The organism is Nocardia sp. NPDC004711 (genome assembly GCF_053601595.1).
This window is the reverse complement of record NZ_JBSGCB010000019.1, coordinates 1-19,409: the sequence shown is the minus strand read 5'-3', so window position 1 is coordinate 19,409 and position 19,409 is coordinate 1. Positions and strand designations below refer to the sequence as shown.

The 19,409-nt window shown below is 71.4% G+C and carries 11 protein-coding genes and 1 pseudogene; 8 read left to right on the top strand and 4 right to left on the bottom strand.

Annotated elements, in window-relative coordinates; translation table 11 throughout:
• Nucleotides 1–23 precede the first annotated feature (23 nt).
• The gene (locus ACWEKS_RS20490) at nucleotides 24–539 is read right to left on the bottom strand and encodes a MarR family winged helix-turn-helix transcriptional regulator (protein ID WP_354843282.1); all 516 of its coding nucleotides are present in this window, start codon (nucleotides 537–539) and stop codon (nucleotides 24–26) included.
• Between the two features lie 113 nt (nucleotides 540–652).
• Between ACWEKS_RS20490 and ACWEKS_RS20485 the strand changes: the two genes are divergently transcribed.
• Both ACWEKS_RS20485 and ACWEKS_RS20480 read left to right on the top strand, forming a co-directional pair.
• A complete protein-coding gene (locus tag ACWEKS_RS20485) occupies nucleotides 653–2,335 on the top strand; it encodes an MFS transporter (protein ID WP_452341556.1) in 1,683 nt (560 codons plus the stop codon).
• Between the two features lie 124 nt (nucleotides 2,336–2,459).
• On the top strand, nucleotides 2,460–3,620 hold the full coding sequence (locus ACWEKS_RS20480) for a zinc-binding dehydrogenase (protein WP_452341555.1): 1,161 nt from the start codon (nucleotides 2,460–2,462) through the stop codon (nucleotides 3,618–3,620).
• A 10-nt stretch (nucleotides 3,621–3,630) separates the two neighbouring features.
• Here ACWEKS_RS20480 and ACWEKS_RS20475 read toward each other — a convergent pair whose 3' ends face one another.
• The 3 genes from ACWEKS_RS20475 to ACWEKS_RS20465 form a co-directional block, all read right to left on the bottom strand.
• Entirely contained in the window at nucleotides 3,631–5,232 is a 1,602-nt protein-coding gene (locus ACWEKS_RS20475; protein WP_452341554.1) for a dynamin family protein, read from the bottom strand.
• Nucleotides 5,233–5,659: 427 nt separating this feature from the next.
• Nucleotides 5,660–7,510, bottom strand: coding sequence for a dynamin family protein (locus tag ACWEKS_RS20470; RefSeq protein WP_452341680.1), 1,851 nt, complete (start codon nucleotides 7,508–7,510; stop codon nucleotides 5,660–5,662).
• An 85-nt stretch (nucleotides 7,511–7,595) separates the two neighbouring features.
• A complete protein-coding gene (locus tag ACWEKS_RS20465) occupies nucleotides 7,596–9,662 on the bottom strand; it encodes an IniB N-terminal domain-containing protein (protein ID WP_452341553.1) in 2,067 nt (688 codons plus the stop codon).
• Between the two features lie 313 nt (nucleotides 9,663–9,975).
• On the opposite strand from ACWEKS_RS20465, the gene ACWEKS_RS20460 reads away from it, so the two are divergent.
• From ACWEKS_RS20460 to ACWEKS_RS20435, 6 genes and pseudogenes are all read left to right on the top strand, one after another.
• Nucleotides 9,976–11,772, top strand: coding sequence for an Hsp70 family protein (locus ACWEKS_RS20460; protein ID WP_452341552.1), 1,797 nt, complete (start codon nucleotides 9,976–9,978; stop codon nucleotides 11,770–11,772).
• A gap of 22 nt (nucleotides 11,773–11,794) precedes the next feature.
• Complete coding sequence (locus ACWEKS_RS20455; protein ID WP_452341551.1) at nucleotides 11,795–14,668, top strand: LuxR C-terminal-related transcriptional regulator; 2,874 nt, start codon at nucleotides 11,795–11,797, stop codon at nucleotides 14,666–14,668.
• A gap of 46 nt (nucleotides 14,669–14,714) precedes the next feature.
• Nucleotides 14,715–15,848 carry a hypothetical protein gene (locus ACWEKS_RS20450; protein WP_452341550.1) on the top strand — a complete coding sequence of 378 codons (1,134 nt, stop codon included), beginning with the start codon at nucleotides 14,715–14,717 and terminating at the stop codon, nucleotides 15,846–15,848.
• 117 nt (nucleotides 15,849–15,965) lie between these two features.
• Entirely contained in the window at nucleotides 15,966–17,318 is a 1,353-nt protein-coding gene (locus ACWEKS_RS20445) for a S1 family peptidase (RefSeq protein ID WP_452341549.1), read from the top strand.
• A gap of 150 nt (nucleotides 17,319–17,468) precedes the next feature.
• Nucleotides 17,469–18,815: a S1 family peptidase gene (locus tag ACWEKS_RS20440; protein ID WP_452341548.1), complete on the top strand. Its 1,347-nt coding sequence runs from the start codon at nucleotides 17,469–17,471 to the stop codon at nucleotides 18,813–18,815.
• Nucleotides 18,816–18,981: 166 nt separating this feature from the next.
• Nucleotides 18,982–19,251: pseudogene (locus tag ACWEKS_RS20435) on the top strand (NRDE family protein); the annotation flags it as partial.
• Between the last annotated feature and the right edge of the window lie 158 nt (nucleotides 19,252–19,409).

Genomic DNA, 19,409 nt, shown 5'->3' with positions numbered 1-19,409 from the left:
GCCGGCCCGGCCTGTGACAGCGCCTAGGTGTGATCTGGGCCATACATGGGCACGGTGCCCGGCGCGACGGTCAGGCCGGGGTGGACACCCGGGGTCAGGCCGTTGCCGATCGCCGTCCGCTGCAGCAGCGCGAGCAGCCGCGGCCGGTCCTCGGGGTCGAGCGCGGCGAGCAGTTCCGCATTGAGTCCATCGGCGATCGCGGCCGCGCGGGCAATGGTCTCGCGCCCGGCGGGCAGCAGGTGCACGGCGTGGGCGCGGCGATCGACCGGATGCTTGCGCCGCTCGACCAGGCCGCGCTTCTCCAGGTCGTCGATCAGGCTGACCATGACATTCCGGTGGATCCCCAGGGCATCGCACAGCTGCTGCTGGGTCCGGCCGTCATTGGCCTCGAGCAGGCGCAGCGTGCCGTATTGCGGCGGCCTGATCCCCAGGGGCGCGAGCAGCGCGTCGAAGCGGTACGCGGAATGCGATCCCAACTGCCCCAGCAGGAACGCGGCGCTCTCGAACAGCGGTGAGTACTGGGGATCGGCGTCGGTCACCTGCACAGCCTACAGCAATGCCCGAACCATGATTGCCCTCTTGATTGATAATCACTTCAGGTGCATAGTTTGGAGAGTCGATCCAATCCCCGATAGCGAGGAGAGCTCGCCCCATGGATACCGACAGTTCCCCCACCCTCGATCCACGCCGCTGGATCGCCTTCGCCGTCGTGCTGGCCGCCGGATTCATGGACCTGCTCGACGTCACCATCGTCAATGTGGCCGTGCCGAGCATTCAGAAGGACCTGGGCGCGGCCTACTCGCAGATCGAATGGATCATCGCCGCGTATGTGCTGTCCTTCGCGGCCGTACTCATCACCGGCGGGCGGCTCGGCGACATCTACGGCCGCAAACGCCTGTTCCTGCTCGGCATGGCCGGATTCACCGCGGCCTCACTGGCCTGCGGCCTGGCCTCCTCCCCGACACTGCTCATCGGCTCGCGGTTCGTCCAGGGCGCGATGGCCGGGCTCATGGTGCCGCAGATCCTCGCCATCATTCGCGTCACCTTCCCGAAGGACGAGCGCGCCAAGGCCATTGCCGTCTACAGCGGCGTCGGCGGATCCGCGTCCGCGGTCGGGCTGTCCCTGGGCGGGCTGCTGGTGCAGTGGAATCTCTTCGATCTGAGCTGGCGGCCCATCTTCCTGGTGAACGTGCCGGTCGGCCTGATCGCGCTGGCCGCCGCGGCCCTGGTGATGCGGGATTCGCGGTCCGCGCACGCGCCGCGCCTGGACATCGCCGGCATGGTGCTCGCCATTTCCGCGGTGCTGCTGCTGGTGTATCCGCTCACCGAGGGCCGTCGATTGGATTGGCCCGCCTGGACTTTCGTCATGATGGGCGCGGCGGCCGTGGCCTTGGCCGCCTTCGTGGTCTACGAACGGTGGCGCAGCCGCAACGGCGGATCCCCGCTGATCGACCTGGACCTGTTCCGGTCGCGGCCGTTCACCGTCGGCCTGGCGAGCTGGCTGCTGTTCTGGATCGGCTTCGGCGGGTTCTTCCTGATCTGGACGCTGTTCATGCAGGCCGGGCTGGGCTGGTCGCCCATGCGGGCCGGCCTGACCTCGGTGTTCTTCGCGGTCGGCGCGGGCATCGGAGCGGGCGTGTCGGTCAGCGTGCTCGCGCCGCGGTTCGGCAAGTGGGTGCTGCTCGCGGGCGGACTGGTCACGGCGGGCGGGTTCGCGCTGTACGGCGCGATGGCCACCCACTACGAATCCGATTTCGCCTCCTGGCAGATGGTGTTGCCGCTCATCGTGACCGGCATCGGATTCGGCATCGTGGTCGCGCCGACCATCGACATGCTGCTCGGGCAGATTCCCGACCGCGAGGCCGGGGCGGCATCCGGGCTGCTGAACACCGGACAGCAGCTGGGGATGGCACTGGGCGTGGCACTGGTCGGCATTCTGTTCTTCGCCCAGCTGGATCATGATTCGGCGCGCGGTGTGGATTCCGTTGCCGCGCAGACCCGCACCGAGCTGGCGGCGGCCGGGGTGCCCGGGCCCGCGCAGGAGCAGATCCTCGCGAACTTCCGGGCCTGTGTGCGGGATCGCTCCGCCGAGGTGGATCCCTCCGTCATCCCGGCGAGCTGCCAGTCTCCGGCCGCGAATCCGGCTGTCGGCCAGACCCTCGCGCGTGCGGGTGAACAGGCCAATGCGGTCAACTTCGCGCACACCTTCGACTACACGCTGGTGTGGGGCATCGGGCTGATGGCGCTGGTGTGCCTCGGATTCCTGGCGCTGCCGCGCGACGCGCGGCTCGAGCAGCACGAGGTGGAGACCGAGGAGGAACTCGTGGGAGTCTGACCCCACCGGCGGGATCCGGACACGGAGTCCGGCAAAAACGGCCGCGGGTTCGGTGATTCACCGGACCCGCGCTCCGTTCCGGTGAAGAATCCACAGTGTCACCGGCATTCGACAGGAGTCAGACATGCGCGCGACCGTGGTCAGCAAGGGCGAATTCCAGGTCGAGGACCTGCCCACCCCCGTACCCGGGCCGGGTCAGGTACTGCTGTCCGTCACCCGCTGCGGCATCTGCGGGTCCGACCTGCACGCCCGCCTGCACTGCGACGAACTCGCCGACCTGGCCGCCGCCACCGGCTACGACCACTTCATGCGCTCCGACCAGCGGATCGTCATGGGACACGAATTCACCGGCGAGATCGCCGCATACGGTCCCGGCACCCGCCGCCGTTGGAAGCCCGGCACCCCGGTGGTGGCGTTGCCCATCCTGCGCACCGGCCGGCAGCCCGAACTCACCGGACTGTCCGCCAATGCGCCCGGCGGCTACGCCGAGCAGGTGCTGGTGCAGGAACCCATGACCTTCCCGGTCCCCAACGGCCTGTCCCCCGACCACGCCGCCCTCACCGAACCGATGGCGGTGGGCTGGCATGCGGTCCGCCGCAGCCGGATCAACAAGGGACAGACCGCCTTCGTCGTCGGGTGCGGTCCCATCGGGCTGGCCGTCATCTCCATGCTGAAGGCGGCCGGCGTGCGCACCGTGATCGCCAGCGACTTCTCGCCGCGCCGCCGCGAACTCGCGGGCCGGTGCGGGGCCGATGTGGTCGTCGACCCCACCGTCGAATCACCGTGGGAGGCAACGCCGAAGAAGCCACGGATCACCGGCGCCTCCGACATCCTCAATCTGGGCTTCGACGCTATGGAACGGCTGCGGCGGATCCCGAACTTCCCGTGGTGGTACCTGTTCCGCGTCGCGCACACCCTCGACCGCGGTCCGACCGGGCCCGTCGTCTTCGAATGTGTCGGCGTGCCCGGCATCATCGACCAGATCCTCACCGCCGCACCGCCATTGACCCGCGTGGTGGTCGTGGGGGTGTGCATGCAGCAGGACGCCTTCCATCCCGCCACCGCCATCAACAAGGAGATCGAGCTGCGATTCGTCCTCGGCTACGACCCGGGCGAATTCCGCGACACCCTCCATATGATCGCCGACGGGAAGGTGGATCCCAGCCCGCTGATCACCGGGACCGTCGGCCTCGACGGCATCGACGCGGCCTTCACCACCCTCGCCTCACCCGAGCACCACGCCAAGATCCTGATCGACCCGCGCAGCGACCGCACCGCACCCTGACGGCGGGCGCCTAGCGGCCGGGCCGCCGCAGCGCCGGGAAAGGCGTGGTCGGAGGCTCGTGCAGGATGTCCAGCAGGCCCTCCGCACTGCGGGCCGCGGTCAGGCAGGCATTCGCGGTGAACTGATCGGCCAGCGGGTGACGGGCCCGGGCACGCCATTTCTGAACCGCGGCCAGGGCCGCCTCACGCTGGGTGGCGAGATCGGTGTGGGCGGACAGGCCCAGTCGCAGCGTAGGGGCCACGCCGGTGCCGCCGATGAGGCGGTTCAGTTCGGCCAGATCCGCTGGGGGCAGGGGCAATTCGTCCGAGCGCAGGTGCGCCAGCAGGCGGAGTTCGGCGAAGCCGTGCACATCGGCGAGCAGGGTGCGCACCCGCGGCAGCAGGGCATCGGCCGCCGAACCCGGGTTGGCGGTGAGAATCCGGGCCAGGGCGGTGAGGGCCGAATGGGCCTTCAATTCGTCGGCGCGCTGGGCGAATTGGACGTCCAGGACGGTGCGGAGTTCGTCGAGGCCACTGCGGTCGGACAATTCGGCCGCCAGGGCCTGCGAGCCGCGGACACCGAGCCGGATCAGGGTGACAGCCAGGCGGATTCCGAACAAACCGAAGCGGGCCGCCAGGTGGGCACGCAACTCGGCCGGGACCGGCAGCGGCAGATCGGGATGGGCGAACCGGTCCGCCGACAGCAGGGCCGCGGTCAGCTCGTCCACCTGGATGGCGGCCAGCGCCTCGAAGGCATCGTATTCCCGCTGGCGCAGCGTGGCGGCGGCGAACGCGAGCAGGCCCGCCACCGGAATCACGGACTGACACAGGCCGGTTCGCTCCAACTCGGTCGCGAAGCGGGCGGCCACATCGCGGGCGGAATGCAGGGCGTCGATGCGACCGGCGCCGATCTCGTCGGCCCGCGACACCACGCCCACCACGCCCAGCGGGCCGGAGAAGGACTGCGGCGCACCGGAACTCGCGCCCGGGCCGGCGCCGATGCGCTCCAGGAAGTCCACATCGGCGGCGTCGAGACGACGCAGTAGATAGAGCACGGCATCGGCGGGCGGCAGCGCCGGGCCCGGGCCGCCCGGCGTGAGCAGCCGCGAGGTGCGCGCCGACACCTCCCGCGACAGTGAGGAAATGCCGGGCGTATCGATGATGGTGGTCTGCGCCAGCTCGGCCGACGGCCACTCGACCGCCAGGTGGTCCACTTCACGCGGCGCGGGGGCGTTCCAGCGCAGCGCCGACAGATCGAAGGTGAGCCCGTGCGCGCCCGGCAGCCCCTCGGCCCCACGGCCGCGCCGCACCACCACATCGGCGCGCGCCCCGTCCAGGCTGAACGCGGTCACCCGCGGCGCGGTCCCATTGCGGTACCAGGTGACCAGCCGGGTGCACTCGGTCGCGTCGGTCGGCGCGATGTCCTGCCCGACCAGGGCGTTCAACAGCGTCGACTTGCCGGCCTTGAGCTGGCCCGCCAACGCCACCCGCAGCGGCTCGTCCAGCCGCCGCGCACACTCGTCCAGCTGACCGCGCACCCGCGGCCGCTCGCCCAGCGCCCGCCGCGCCGCCGCCACCAGCCCGCGCGTCTCCGGCACCAGCCCATACCCGACACCGCTCGCGTCGTCCCTCATAGGCTCCCGATTCCGAAGCACACCGCACCTCCACGCATCGCAAGGCATTCGCCCGGCCACGCCGAATCGTTATCAGAACCGCCCAGCTCTCACAGCCGATTCCCAGTTCCGAGAGGCAGCTCACCGCAGCGCGAACCCGGCCACCAACCCTCGATCTTGCCCGGCCTGAGCGCGTACGCCCCGCCTTCCTCCCGGTGCGCCGCGCCTCTTCCCGGCCCGGCGCCGGTCCGGCACATTGCGTAACTGGCTGCCACTGCCACGACCACGCCCGGACGCCTGCCTCGCGCGGTGGGGTCGTCCAACGGTCGCCCCCGCTGACCCGCCTCAGGTGCGGACAGGCCCGGTCGCGAGCTCTGGAACCGCCTCGGCAGCAGCACCCGGCCGCCAGCGGGCCGAGTCGTCTGCACTAGTGCGCGGTGGGCGGGAGTTATGGCTGCGCGGCGGGCGGAAGGTGCGGCTGGGCAGCGGAAGCCGGCGCGGCCTGGGGTTCCGGGCCGAGGAGGGTGTTGGCGTGGCGGCGGAGTTCGGCCACGACGCGCAGGCGGCGTTCGAGTTCGGCGGCGCGTTCGGTGCGGCGGGCAGCCTCCAGGTTGGCGGCCTCCTGGGCGGCGCGCAGGGATTCGTCGATGGAGCGCAGAGTGCGGTCGGCGATGGCGGTGAAGTGATCGCGCAGCAGGCGGTGGATGCGGTGCAGGCGGTCCTTGGTCTCCTTGCCGGTGTGGAAGGCGATGTCGTCCAGGTAGCGGCGCACCGCCATCTTGGCGTCGGCGCGACGCTTGGCCAGGCGGGCCTTCTTGTCGTCGCTGAAGGCCTTGCCGCCCAGCAGGACTCCCGCACCCAGCGAGAGCGGGTTGATCAGGGCCAGCCCGGCCATGGTGCCGACCATGCCCGCCATCACCACGCCGCCGTAGGAGCCGCGCACACCCACGAGCAGCTTGTGGCCCAGGCCCAGATCGGGTTCCAGATCGGCGAGGGTGCAGGACTCGGCGCGGGAGTCGTCGTCGAGGGTGTCGCGCACCTCGGGCAGATCCACCGCGCCGAGATCGTCGAAGTGGGTGGCGACCCGCTCGGCCAGCTTCACCGCGCGGGTGCCGGTCCACACCAGGTTGTCGCCGACCGCGGAACCCACGGTGGCCGTGAGCCATTCGTCCATGCTGTCCCAGTGCCGGCCGGGATCGTGCTGGTCGATCCAGTCCTCGGCGGTGCGGGCGATATCGCGCAGGCGGTTGCGCAGATCGTGGTCGATATCCCCCGCCAGATCGGTGATGCCGTCACCCAGCGTCTGCTGCCAGGCGGCGGTGTGGCGATGCAGTTTCTCCGCCTCGGCCTTGGCGGCGTGCAGCTCCCGGATGGCCGCCGCACCCCGCTCGGGATCACGCAGCGCGACCAGCTCACTGCCCAGCGCCAGCGCCAGATGCTCTGCGGCAGAGGAGATGTCGAGGGCGACCGCACGCTGCAGCGCCGCCTGATCCCGGGCCACCACCTGCTCACGCAGGAACTGGAACACCAGCCCGAACCCGGACTCTCGACCCAGGCCCTCGTCCTGCAGACGCATGGCGTGCGCGCGCAGCACCGCCGACACGGGCAGCATGGGCATCTCGATCCCATTGGCGTGCAGGTGCTTCCGGTTCGCGTCGAACACCTGCCGCCAATGCGGATACAGGTCGATCTTGGTGACCAGCACCGCCACCGCCGGGCACAGCTCCCGCACCTGCCGCAGGAAATCCACCTCGGTCTCGGTGAGCTCGGTGGAGGCGTCGGTGAGCACCAGCACCGCGTCCGCGGCCGGGGCCTGCGCGAGGACGCCTGCCGCGCCGGTGGTTCCGTGCACGCCCAGTCCCGGCGTATCCACCACCACGATGCCGTCGGCCAGCAGCCGGCTCGGGGCCTCCAGCTCGAGCCGCAGCACGGCCCGGCCCTGCGGACTGCGCGCGGTGAGGGCGGGGACCGCCTCGAACGGCACCGGCTCCCGGGTGTTCTCGCCGCCGTCGGCGCCCGCCGCGACCACGGTCGCCCGCGGTTGCTCACCGTAGGACAGCACCGTGGTGACCGCCGTGGTCGCATCGTCGGCGACCGGGCAGACATCCATGTTGATCAGCGCGTTGACGAACCGGCTCTTGCCCTGATTCCCCAGACCGGCCACCAGGATCCGCCGCCGCGGATCGCGCACCTTGCCCCCGACCGTCTCCAGCCGCGCGACCAGATCCCCGCGTTCCGCGGCCTTCGCCACCGCGATGGTCTCCGACACCATCGTCAACAGCGGATTCGCCGCCACCATGCCTGTCACCGCCTGCTCACCGAACCTATTCCAGCCGTTTGTGTTCCAACAGGTCGTCGCTCACCGCGGCGAGCGCCCCTTCGACCTACGAGTGCAGGATGTCGCCGACGACGTCTCCGCCCGGGTGCGTTCCGAGATCCACCCCGGTGTGCGCCCCACCATCCCCGAACAGCGACGCGTCCGCACCCGGAGCATGCACCCCGCCGCCGAACGCCTGCGAAACATCCACGCCCGCCCAGGGATTCGTACCGGCACCGTGCAACCCGGCATCCACCGCGGTCCCCCCGTGCACCCCGGCATCGAGCCCGCTCCCCACCTGTACGCCCCCACCGGCCTGGGTCCCCACCCCGGCATCCAACCCGCCGCCGACCCCGGCGACCGAATTCCCCACCCCGGTCAGACCGGTATCCACGCCCCCGCCCAGCTGCGTCCCCGCATCCAGACCGGTCCCCACATTCGCGGCCCCGCCGAGCCCCGTCTCCAGCCCCGCGCCCACCTGGGGCCCCGCGCCGAGGGCCGAGTGCACCCCGGCATCAAGGCCACTCCCGACCTGGGTCCCGAGCCCCACACCAGCATTCGCGGCCCCGCCCAGCCCGGTCTCCAAACCGGTCCCGACCTGAGCCCCGGCACCGACCGCGGTGTTGAGCCCCGCACCCAGCTGGTTGCCCACGCCGACCGCGGTGTCGATCCCGGTCCCGAGGCCACCCTGCACGCCCGCGCCGATCCCGGTCGCCGCATTACCCACGCCGGAAATGCCCGTCTCCAAGCCACTTCCGAGCTGTGCACCCAGATCCCCACCCGTGTGCAGGCCGCCATCGAGCCCCGCACCCAGCTGCGTCCCGGCACCCGCCAGAGTGTCGGCCGTACCGGAGAGTCCGGTCTCCAGGCCGGCTCCGGCCTGTGTGCCCAGGCCCGCGCCGACGTTCGCGGCGCCACCGATGCCGGTCTGCAGTCCTGCGCCCGCCTGGGTACCCGCGCCCAGCAGAGTATTGATTCCGGCGTCGAGACCCGCGCCCACCTGGGCACCGGTGTTCAGACCGCCCGAGAGGCCACTGTTCAGGTCGCCGCCGAGCTGGCTGCCGACCCCGACCATGGTGTCGGCTGCCCCGGAAAGCCCGGTCTCCAAACCACTTCCGAGCTGTGCGCCCGCATTCGCCGCACCATTGAGGCCGGTCTGTACGCCCAGGCCCGCATCGAGTGCGCTGTCGATTCCGGTGGAAAGCCCGGCGCCGAGACCGGTTCCGAGGCCACCCGCCGCGTTCACCGCGCCATCGAGACCCGTCTGCACGCCCGCGCCCACTCCAGTGGCGGTGTTCAGCGCGCCGGTGAGGCCAGCGCCGACACCGGCAGCGGAGTCGAGGGCGCCGGTCAGGCCGGTCTGAAGGCCCGCGCCCACATCGGTGGCGGCGTTGACGGCGGCGGCAAGGTTCGCGCCGAGACCGGTTTCGAGGCCGCCGGCGGTGGAGAGGGCACCGGTCAGGCCGGTGGTGAGGTCCGCGCCGGCCTGGGTGACGGTGTCGAGGGCGCCCTGGAGGCCGGTCTGGAGGCCGGCCCCGGCGGTGAGTCCGCCGGTGAGGGCGGAGGTCAGGTCGGCGGCGGCCTGCGCGCCGAGCACGCCACCGAGGTCGGTCTCCACACCGGTGGCGACATCACCGGCCACGCCGAGCGCGCCGCCGAGTCCGGCGGACAGGCCCGCGCCGAGGTCGGCGGCCGCACCCACGACCGCGCCGATGCCATCGGACAGACCCAGCTCGAGGCCGGTGCCGGTATCGCCGGTCAGGCACACCTGGGTGGCGGTGGCAGCGGTGGTGCCCAAATTCACACCCGCGGAGTCGCCGATCGCGGCCGAGCCGCCCACGCCGCCGTTGGCCCCGAGCCCGGTGTCGCCGCCCAGCCCGGCGGAGCCGCCGAGCCCGGTGTCGGCGCCCAGGCCGGTCGTCCCGCCCGCGGCAATGATGTCGGACAGCTGCGAACCTCCCGCAACCAGTGCGGACTCGGCCACCATGGGGGCCACGGCGGCGATGTCCTCGGGGGTCACATTCTCCAGCCCGGCGGCGGCCAGCGCCCCGCCCGGATTGTTGCAATAGCTGACCGCGGCCTCGTGGTCACGCAGCAGATTGAGGATGAACTCGAGAATTGCGTTGGGGCTCATGGCGAATCGTCTCCCTGGATGGGCGGGCCCCGCTGACCCGCGCTGCTCGAATTTCCTTTCACATTAGGAAGGCATCTCGTTACGCGTAACGGGGTGAACTCCCCCAAGTTCCACAGCGGTCACCTACGGGGGCAGGCGAACATTAGGGGAATTTCCCCAAACCTGCGGGGGAATCGGTAACGGGATCCCCACAGCTACCGACAGGCGGGGTGGGCCACCCGGCCTGACCCGAGATTTTTCGTACAAATCGGACCGAAGAGCTTTCGGCACGCGATCCACCGGTCGCGCGTTGGGTAATGACAGGGGAACTCGAATGAGTCAGGGGCTGGCGCTCGGCATCACCGTCGGGTCGTCGAATACGGTTGCCGTGACGACTTCGGGGGGACAACACACAGTACATACGCGGCCCAGCGTGCTGGCCGCCGAGCCGGAGGTTCCGGACGGTTTTCTGGCCCGGGTCGGGGATCCCGTGGACATCAGAACCCGGGACGGATCCGCGGTCCGCGCCGCCGACCTGGTGGCGGCGGCCATCGGCCGCGCGGTGGACGGCACGGGCCCGGCCGCGGCCTCGGTCGCCTGCTACCCGGTCTGGTGGTCGCAGCACACCGTGGAGGTGCAGCGGACCGCCCTGGACGCGGCCGGCCTGGATGCGGTGGCCCTGGTCCCGGAGCCGGCGGCGGCCATGCGCTGGCTGCAGGAGGTGCACGAGTCCAGCCACGACGGCGCGATGGTGGTGTACGACCTGGGGGCCACCGGCCTGACGGTTTCGGTGGCGCGCACGGGGGCCATGTCGGGCCTGCTGGGCGAACCGGTACGGACCACCGAGGCGGCCGGGTCGGAATTCGATCTGCTGACAATGCGTTTCGTGCTCGCCCATGCACTCGGCGAAAAGGATTTCGATCCTTTCGACCCTTTGGTGGAACAAGAATTAGCGGCACTCCGCGTTCGCTGCAAAATTGCGAAAGAAACTCTGTCCACAAATACCGCCACCATGGTGCTCGTGCGTTTGCCCGGCATGGCCGAAGTGGACGTACGACTGGTTCGCGACGATATCGAGGAACTGCTGCGGGGTCCGCTCCTCGGTTCGACCGATCTGGTCCGTGAGGCCCTGCGCCGGGCCGGACTCACCGCGGCCGATCTGGACGGCTTCCTGGTCATCGGCGGCGGCGCGAGCATCCCGCTGGTAACCGAACTGCTGTCCACCGAATTCGGCATCCCGGTCGCGGCCGCCGCCGACCCGGCCCACCTCAGCGCGCACGGCGCCGCTCTGCTGGCCGCCGACCTGCTCGCCGACACCACCGACACCGAGGCGCATCCGGCGATCGCGGTCGGCGGCGTGGGCCTCGCCGAGGCCGGCGGCGGCCCGGCCCTCACCCCCGGCCGCCCCGCGGCCGGGCTCCCTCAGCGGCCCTGGGCCGGCTCCCCGGCCGGGCCCGCGGACCTCGAACCACCGGGCCCCGGTGGCGATTCCGGCCGAACGGCGGCGGACGATACCGCGCTGATGGCGGAATTGTCTGCGGCCCAACGGATTCCGCTGCTGCCCGACCTCCCGGTCGAGGAACCCGGCAGCGGCTTCCGGCACTGGAAGCGCCTCGCGGTGATCGGCGCGGCCGCGGTCGCGGTGGCCGCCATCGCCACCGGCACCCTGGCCATGGGCACCGGCGGACAGTCCACGCCCGCGAATCCCGCCGGCACACAGTCCCCCTCGACCTCCGCCGTGGCGCTCGATTCCCCGGCGCCGACCGGCGGGGCGACCGCCTCCGGCGCCCCGGCTCCGGCGGCCGGGAACCCGGTTTCCGCGACCAAGCCCGCGTCGCAGCCGGGCGCGGCCAAACCCGGCAGCCCGGCCACCAGCGGCGCCGCGGCCCCCGCACCGGCCGCCGCCGACCCGACCACCCCCGCCGCGCAGGCCGATACCCCGGCGCCGCAACAGAATCCGGCGAGCCCCCAGCCGCCGCAACAGCAGCAACAACCGGTCCAGATGCCGACGGTGCCGCAGATCCAGCCGCCGACGGTCCCCAGCGTGACGCTCCCCACGGGCGCACTGAACAATGCAGTTGATCAGCTCGGCAACGCCGTTCCACCGGTCGTTCCGCACACCGGCCGCTGAGAGTTGGTTCCTCGTGACAGGCATGACCCCCGTCGCACTGGATTCCATCCCGTGCGCCCGTGAGATTTTCCGGGACCTCGATTCCGACGATTCCGCCTCGGTGCTCTACCTCGTCCGGGGCCGTTCCGGCACCGGAAAGTCCACGCTGCTGGGCGCCCTCCGAGCGCGGTTGCGCGCCCGGGGCGTCCCGCACACCGACAATCCGGCGCACGCATTGCGCGCATCGGCCCCGGGCCGCGCCGACGACAACAGCCGCGCCCGCAGCGCCCTCATCGTCGACGACGCCCACGCGCTGAACCCGGCCGAATTCGACCTGCTGTGCGCCGCAGCCGAATCCGGGGAGTACCCGGTGGTGATCGCGCTGCGCCCGCGCCCGCACGACCCCCGGCTGCGGGGCCTGACCGATCTGGTGGCCCGCCGCGGCCGGGTGGTCGATCTGCGTGCCCTGGGCGCCACCGAGATCGCACCGTTCGCCCGCGAACTGGGCATGATGGTGCCGCGCGGGCTGGCCCAGCACATCCACCGCCAGACCGGCGGCATCCACGGCGGTGTGGTGGCCGCGCTGACCGCCGCCTGCGCCACCCGCCTGGACGCGGGCGTGACCGCGGCGGACCAGGCGGTGACGGCCTGGGCGCGAGCGCGTCTCGACGACGCCGATCCGGACCTGCTGGACACCCTGGTGGTGGCCGCCATCGGCGCGGGCCTGGATACCGGCGAGCTCACCGAAGTGCTCGACGTCGCCCCGCCGGCCGCCCAGGATCTGGTGGACCGGGCCCGGGGCAGCGCCCTGGTCACCGACGCCGATCTACTGCTGGCCCCGGCCGTCCCGCCGCTGCGCACCCTGGTCGGCGACCGTCGCTTCCTGACCGTCGCCCGCCGCCTGCTGCACGCGCGCCTGGACGCCGGACTGCTGCGCGACCACACCGCACTGCTGCTCGCCGAATCGGGCGTCCGTGACGAGCGGCTGGCCGAATTCCTTTGTGCCGCAGCCGAACGCGCCGGTGACGAGGCGGTCCGCCACTACGCGGCCGCGGCCGCCGCCGGCGCGGATCCGGAGGCCCTGGCCGTGCGCTGGGCCGACGCCGCCGCCCGGGCCGGGGACGGCGACACCGCCCTGCGCCTGGCCGAACCCACGCTGGCCAATCCGGCGATCCCGCTCGCGGATCTGGCTGCTGCCGTGCGCATCTGCGCCGGTGTGTGGACCCGGCGCGGCCTGGCCGGCCGGGCCGCCCAGCTCTACACCTGGCTCGGGCCGACCCGGGTCGGCCCGGACTGGGCGGTCGCCGCCACGGTGCTGTCGCTGTCCGGTGACGCCCAGGGCGCACAGGCGCTGTCGGTCAATGCCGCCCAGTGGCCGCCGACCGAGGCCACCGCGCGCGCGGCCTCGATCGCCAATGCCCTGTTCGACACGATCGGATCGGCCAGTGCCCCTGGCGATTTCAGCGCGGCGGGGCGCACCGATCGCGGAAACGGTCACACCGGCTCCCCATTCCCGGTGCCGCACAGCACTTTTGCCGCGCCGACCGCCGGAACCGGCGTACCGGCCCGGGCCGCGAGCCCCGCGGCCCGGCCCATCGGCGACCGGCCGCACCCCGACGACTCCGCACGGGCGAGACCCGCTGCGAGTGCTGCGAATACCTTCGGAGCCGGCTCGGCCCCGACCGGTTTCACCGCCGAGATGCGGGCCATCGCGCCGACAACCCTTGCCGTACAGCGCTTCACCAGCCCCGCGCGGGCGCGGCGCGGCGCGGCCGTCACAGCGGCGTCCGCGCTCATCCACGCCGCGCATTCCGGTCCGGCCCCCACCGATGACGGCGGCGATCGCTTCCTGCCGTGCTCGGCGGTGTCGATCGCGGTGCTGCTGTGCCTGAGCATGGGCGATCCGCGGCGGGCGGCGGACGCCCTGCGGCAGGGCACCCAGGAGCGCGGCCCCAGCCGCGATCCGCAGAGCCTGGTGCTGGGCGCGTGGGTCGCCATGCTGGGCGGCGACGAACATTCGGCGGCCACCCTGATGTCGGAAGTCCGGCTGACGGAACTGGATCCGCGCGATCGGCTGCTCGCGCACGGCGTGATCGTCGGCCTGGCCCGGCGCAGCGGCGATCACGCGGCGCTGGCCATGGCCTGGCAGCAGGCCTTCCCGCTGTTCGACGAGGTCGGCGCGGATCTGCTGGCGCTGCTGCCCATCGGCGAGCTGTGGCTGGCCGGCATCCGCCTGCGTGACGAGGCCCGGATGACCGCCCTGGTGACCGGCGCCGACGAACTGCTGCGCCGGCTCGGTGAACCGCCCGCCTGGTCGAATGCCTTCCACTGGTACGCGATTCAGGCCGCCATCGCCCAGGAGAGCCCCGAAGCCCTACTGCCGCACGCCCATCGGCTCAAGACCTCCGCGGCGGCGGGCGATCCGCAGGCCGCGGTGCTGGCGGACGCGGGCCGCACCTGGGTGCTGGTGCTGCGCGGTCAGGTGGTGCGCGAGCAGGTGGAGGGCGCGGTGGCCCGGCTGGCCGGGCTCGGCCTGCGCTGGGACGCGGCCCGGCTGGCCAGTGAGGCCGCGCTGGCGGCGGGTGATTCCGCCACCGCGACCGCGCTGCTCAAGCTGGCGCGCACGGTGCGCGCGCAATCCCGGCCGCCGGAGTCCCCGGTGCGCGCGCCCGAGCCCGCGGCCCCGCAGCCGCGCCCGGAACCGATCACCGATACCGTGCTGAGCGAACGCGAGCGTGAGGTGGCCGAACTGGTCCTGCTGGGGTTGACGTACCGGGAGATCGGGGCCCGGCTCTATATTTCGGCCAAAACGGTGGAACATCACGTGGCTCGGATGAGACGTCGAATCGGTGCCGGCTCGCGTTCGGAGCTATTGTCAATGCTTCGCGCCATGGGTCACGGTTCACTCCTCGTCTGACCTCGGCGCGGAGAGCACCCGGACGCATCGAGCGAGGTAGAAGAGGATGGCCACTGGGGTGGGCCTGCGGATCGCGGACGACGAATCCGTCGTTGCCGTGGTGACAGGCGATGACGCCACACTCCCGGTGCACTACACCGTGCGCGAGTCCGTGCTGCACATGTCCGAGGACGGCGACGCCGTGCTCGGCGGCGACGCACCGGAGGGCTACAGCCATTCCATCCGGGGCTTCGTGGGCGCGGTCGGGGATCCGGCCGGGCTCGCGGTGGACGACGGTGAGGCGTACCGGGCCGAGGACCTGATGGCCACGGCGGTCTTCTGTCTGATCAGTCAGGCCGCCGAACATCTCAACGGTCCCGCCGAGTTCTATCTGGCCCACCCGACCGGCTGGCCCGACGCCCACGTGCGATCCCTGCGCGAGGCGCTGGACTATCTGGGCCTGAAGTCGGTGGTGCTGGTCAGCGAGCGGGATCTACCCCAGGCGGACGCGGAGACCGGGAAGACCCTGGCCTACAACGCGGCCCGCGCGGCGCTGGCGGCGGTGCTGTCCACCCCGGCCGGCCTCACGCCACCCGATGCCACCGCGGCCACCGTGAACGCCGCCGACGTCACCGACGTACTACCCGCACTCAAGTCCTCCGAACTGGCCCAGGCGTATTCGGCCGCGGTCCCGGCCGTCACCACCGCCGAGCCGGCCGTCACCCGGGCGACCGCGGCGGTCGCGGTCACCCACGCACCGCGCGCCAACCGCGGCCCGTACATCATCGCCGCGGCGGCCGCCCTGATCGGTTTGCTGCTCGGTGGCGTCGGGGTGGCGGCCGTGTTGCGCACCGACGACTCCACCCCGGGCCCGCCGCGCGGCGAGGTGCGTTCGGAGCCGGTGGCCACCGCGGGGGTGGCGCCGCCGCTGCTACCGCCGACCGGTTCGGACAATCCGACCGCGGCCGCGCCGCCCGCCGATGCCGCGGACGTCCCGGTCACCTCGGACCCCGCGACCACACCGCCACCGCCGACGACCACGCCGGACCCGCCGGCCACCACACCGAACCCCACCCCGCACACCACGCCGCCCACGACGACACGCCCGTATCCGCCGATCTACCAGTATCCGTCGGTGCCGACCTTCGAGCTGCCGCAAGCGCCGGTGCTGCAGGATCCATGGGGACAGAATCCGCGTTGATTTCGTAGAGACCTTCGGTGGTTGATGCCCTAAAGTGGTGCGCTGACCGACCTTCCGGAAGGTAACCGGATCCGGGCCCGGGACATCGGTCTGCTGGTGCACTTACGAAGGGACTCCATGCGCAAGTTCATGGCGCGTCGCGCCACGGTTCGAGCAGCCACCGTCGCGTTCGCCTCGACCGTCCTCATCGGTCCCTTGCTCAGCACCGCCACCGCCGACCCGGCGTCCCCGGATCAGCTTGCCGCCGACAAACTTCCGGCCGAGCTGGTCACCGCCATCCAGCGCGATCTGAAGATGACGCCCGCCGAATATCTGGACCGGGCCAACCAGGCCCAGCAATTGCGGGACTACGCAACGACTTTCCGCAGTCAGCGTCCCGACGACTTCGCGGGCGCGTGGCTGGGCACCGACGGCAAGCCGGTCATGGCCGTCACCTCGCTCGATGCCGCCAAGATCGCCGCCGCCGACGGCTACCAGACCCGGCTGGCCCCGATCAGCGCCGACAACCTCGAGAGTTCGGCCGATCAGCTGAACATGTGGATCACCAGCCTGCCGCGCGATCTGTCCAATGCCATCAACTCGGTCGCCATCGACTTCCTCAACAGCCAGCTGGTACTCAGCGTGGCGAACACCCCGGCCGGGCATTTGCTGAATCTGCCCACGCTGATCGCGAATATCAAGGTGATGCTGTCCCCGGATTCCGGCGGGCCGGTCGAACGGCGCCCCATGGGCGGTGACACCTACATCACCGCGCCGACCGCGCTCAGTGATTCATCGCTGCGCAGCGTCGATGTGTGCTCGTTCGGCTTCAACAGTGTGGATTCCGCCGGAAATGCCCTGAACATCAGTGCCGGACACTGCAATCCGAATGTGGACAAGGGCACCAGCGCCGATGTCTACATTCCGAATGTGAAAAACCTGGTGTCGAGCCCGAAGGCCGGCAGCTTCGTCTCCTCGAATCTGGGCGGCCGCAGCGCACTCGACTATTCGGTCATCAAGCTGAACGACGACGCGGTGCGGGCCGGGATGGATCAGCCGTCGGTGCGCGGCGCCAACGGCACCACCCTGACCATCACTGGGGTGGCCGACCCGATCACCGGCGCGCCGGTCTGCAAGTCCGGTCAATCCTCCACCTTCACTTGTGGTTTCGTGGTGGCCGACCGGGTCGAGACCCAGTTGTTCACCGCCGAGGGCCAGTCCAAGACGGTGCGCGGCTTCGCCTCCAGCGCCTGCACCCTCGGTGGTGACAGCGGCGGCGCGATCGTGACCGGCACGCTGGCGCTGGGCATCACCAGCGGCTCGAATGCGGCCGACGCACCGAACTGCAACGAGGCCAATACCGCGCTGGCGCAGTACGGTGGTACCGCGTCGCTGGGCATTCCGGTGCGCGCGATCCTCACCGAAATCGACGCCAATTCCGACGGCGGCGTCGGCAGCGGAATTCAGGTCCGGACGCGTTCCAACGCGTGATGATTCGCGGCCCGTTCCGGCGGGCCGCGAAAATCGGACGCCTCTCTCATTGCGCGTGCTCGAGGCACGCCCGCTGTTTGCCCGCCGAATACCGAAACGTCATCTCACAATAAGTAGGCATAACCGGCCCGACACCATATAGTCGGGGCCATGCTCCTGCCACGTATGCGCTTCTCCATGCCTGCCGTGGGCCGCCGCCCACGGTCCCTTGTCCGTACTGCGGCGATCGCGGCCACCACTGTGCTCGTCGCCGGACCCCTGGCGGCGAGTGCGCACGCGGAGCCCGCGACCCCCGCGACGCAGGATCTGCCGGCCGAGCTGGTCACCGCCATCACCCGCGACCTGAAGATCTCCCCGCAGGACTACCTGCAGCGCGCCGACACCGCGCAGAAGGTGGCCACCTTCGCCACCACCGCCCAGCGGCAGTTCCCGGGCGTCTTCGGTGGCGCCTGGCTGGACGAGACCGGCAAGGCCATCGTGGCGCTGGCCCCCGGCGACACCCTGGACCAGGCCCGCAAGGCCGTGGCGGACGCCGGCTTCACCGCCAAGGACGTCGCCAAGAGCGAGACCACGCTGCGCGGTGAGAAGAACGCCTTCCAGCAGTGGCTCAAGGACCAGCCGGAGTCCGTGTCCAAGGCCATCCGGGGCGTGGCCATCGACACCCTGAACAACAGCATCGCGGTGCGGGTGGACAAGCCCGACCTGCCGCTGCCCGGCTTCGTGGACCCGGCCCGTGTCATCGTCATGACCGCCCCGCCGGTCGGCGGCGAGGGCCAGGACGTCCCGAAGGCCTCCGACATCGCCGGTGCCGGCCCGCAGACCATGGCCGCCGGCCAGGCCTACGCCTCGGTGGCCGGTCGCATGTCGCTGCGCTGCTCGCTCGGCTTCAACGGCACCGACGGCAACGGCAATGTCGTGAACATCACCGCCGGCCACTGCAACCCCAACATCTCGGCCACCCCCGGTGCCAACTCGCCGGGCGTCTACCAGATGGTCGGCGGCGAGAGCCTGGGCCCGCAGGTCGGCGTGTTCCAGAAGTCGGTGCTGGGCAACCAGGACTACTCGATCATCGGGATCAGCGACCAGTACCGGGACGCCTTCTCCAACCCGCTGGTGAACGTCCCGGGCGCGGCCCCGGTCAACATCACCGGCGTGGCCGTGCCGGTGGTCGGCGCCCCGGTCTGCAAGTCGGGTGCACGCACCGGCTTCAGCTGCGGCGTGGTGAACGCCGTCGACCAGACCGTCCAGGTCGGCGACCGCATGCTCACCCAGTCGTTCTCCGCCAATATCTGCGCCCTGCCCGGTGATTCGGGCGGCCCGCTGGTGACCGGCACCCTGGCCCTGGGCATCTCCAGCGCCTCCTCGGTCGCCGACTACCCGGTCTGCGAGATCCCGAACCTGATCGGTCTCATCACCGGCAACACCCCGCAGCTGTTCGCGCAGCCGGTGAGCACCGTGCTCTCCGACAACCCGGGCCTGCGCGTGCGCACCCTCTGATCACAGCACCCTCGAAAAGGCCGGTAGCCCAACCGCTACCGGCCTTTTCACATTCCGGGGTACCCGGGGTGTGCCCCCCGGGTGGCAGCGCAGGGGCGGCGGGCGGCAGCGGGCGGGGAGCGATCGGGCATGGTCGCGGCGAGCCCCGGTCGGGCATGCTGGGGTTATGTGTTTGGTGTTGGTCGGCTGGCGGGCGCATCCGGAGTACCGGTTGATCGTGGCCGCCAATCGGGACGAATTCTTCACCCGCCCAACGGAATCGCTACGGCCCTGGGACGAGGTGCCCGGGCTGCTGGCGGGCCGGGATCTGGGTGCGGCGGGCCCGGTGCCGGGCACCTGGCTGGGTCTGCTGTCCGATCGGCACCGCTTCGCAACGGTCACCAATGTGCGCCGGCCCGGCGACTTCCGCCCCGATGCCCGCTCCCGGGGCGCACTGCTGATGGATTTCCTGCGCGGCGATCCGGTGCCGGAGAAGTTCGTGCGCGGCCTCGCGGCCGCGCCTGTTCAAGCTGCTGTTCCCGCTGCTCGGCGGGGCCATGCTGCTGATCATCTTCGCCATCTCGGTGCGGGAGAGCCTCGATCCGGCGACCGGTA

What these genes read in the sequence shown, in the direction of transcription:
- ACWEKS_RS20485 (WP_452341556.1), top strand. Translation starts at nt 653, where the DNA reads ATGGATACCGACAGTTCCCCCACCCTCGATCCACGCCGCTGGATCGCC.
- ACWEKS_RS20480 (WP_452341555.1), top strand. Translation starts at nt 2,460, where the DNA reads ATGCGCGCGACCGTGGTCAGCAAGGGCGAATTCCAGGTCGAGGACCTG.
- ACWEKS_RS20475 (WP_452341554.1), bottom strand. Translation starts at nt 5,232, where the DNA reads ATGAGGGACGACGCGAGCGGTGTCGGGTATGGGCTGGTGCCGGAGACG.
- ACWEKS_RS20470 (WP_452341680.1), bottom strand. Translation starts at nt 7,510, where the DNA reads ATGGTGGCGGCGAATCCGCTGTTGACGATGGTGTCGGAGACCATCGCG.
- ACWEKS_RS20465 (WP_452341553.1), bottom strand. Translation starts at nt 9,662, where the DNA reads ATGAGCCCCAACGCAATTCTCGAGTTCATCCTCAATCTGCTGCGTGAC.
- ACWEKS_RS20460 (WP_452341552.1), top strand. Translation starts at nt 9,976, where the DNA reads ATGAGTCAGGGGCTGGCGCTCGGCATCACCGTCGGGTCGTCGAATACG.
- ACWEKS_RS20455 (WP_452341551.1), top strand. Translation starts at nt 11,795, where the DNA reads ATGACCCCCGTCGCACTGGATTCCATCCCGTGCGCCCGTGAGATTTTC.
- ACWEKS_RS20450 (WP_452341550.1), top strand. Translation starts at nt 14,715, where the DNA reads ATGGCCACTGGGGTGGGCCTGCGGATCGCGGACGACGAATCCGTCGTT.
- ACWEKS_RS20445 (WP_452341549.1), top strand. Translation starts at nt 15,966, where the DNA reads ATGCGCAAGTTCATGGCGCGTCGCGCCACGGTTCGAGCAGCCACCGTC.
- ACWEKS_RS20440 (WP_452341548.1), top strand. Translation starts at nt 17,469, where the DNA reads ATGCTCCTGCCACGTATGCGCTTCTCCATGCCTGCCGTGGGCCGCCGC.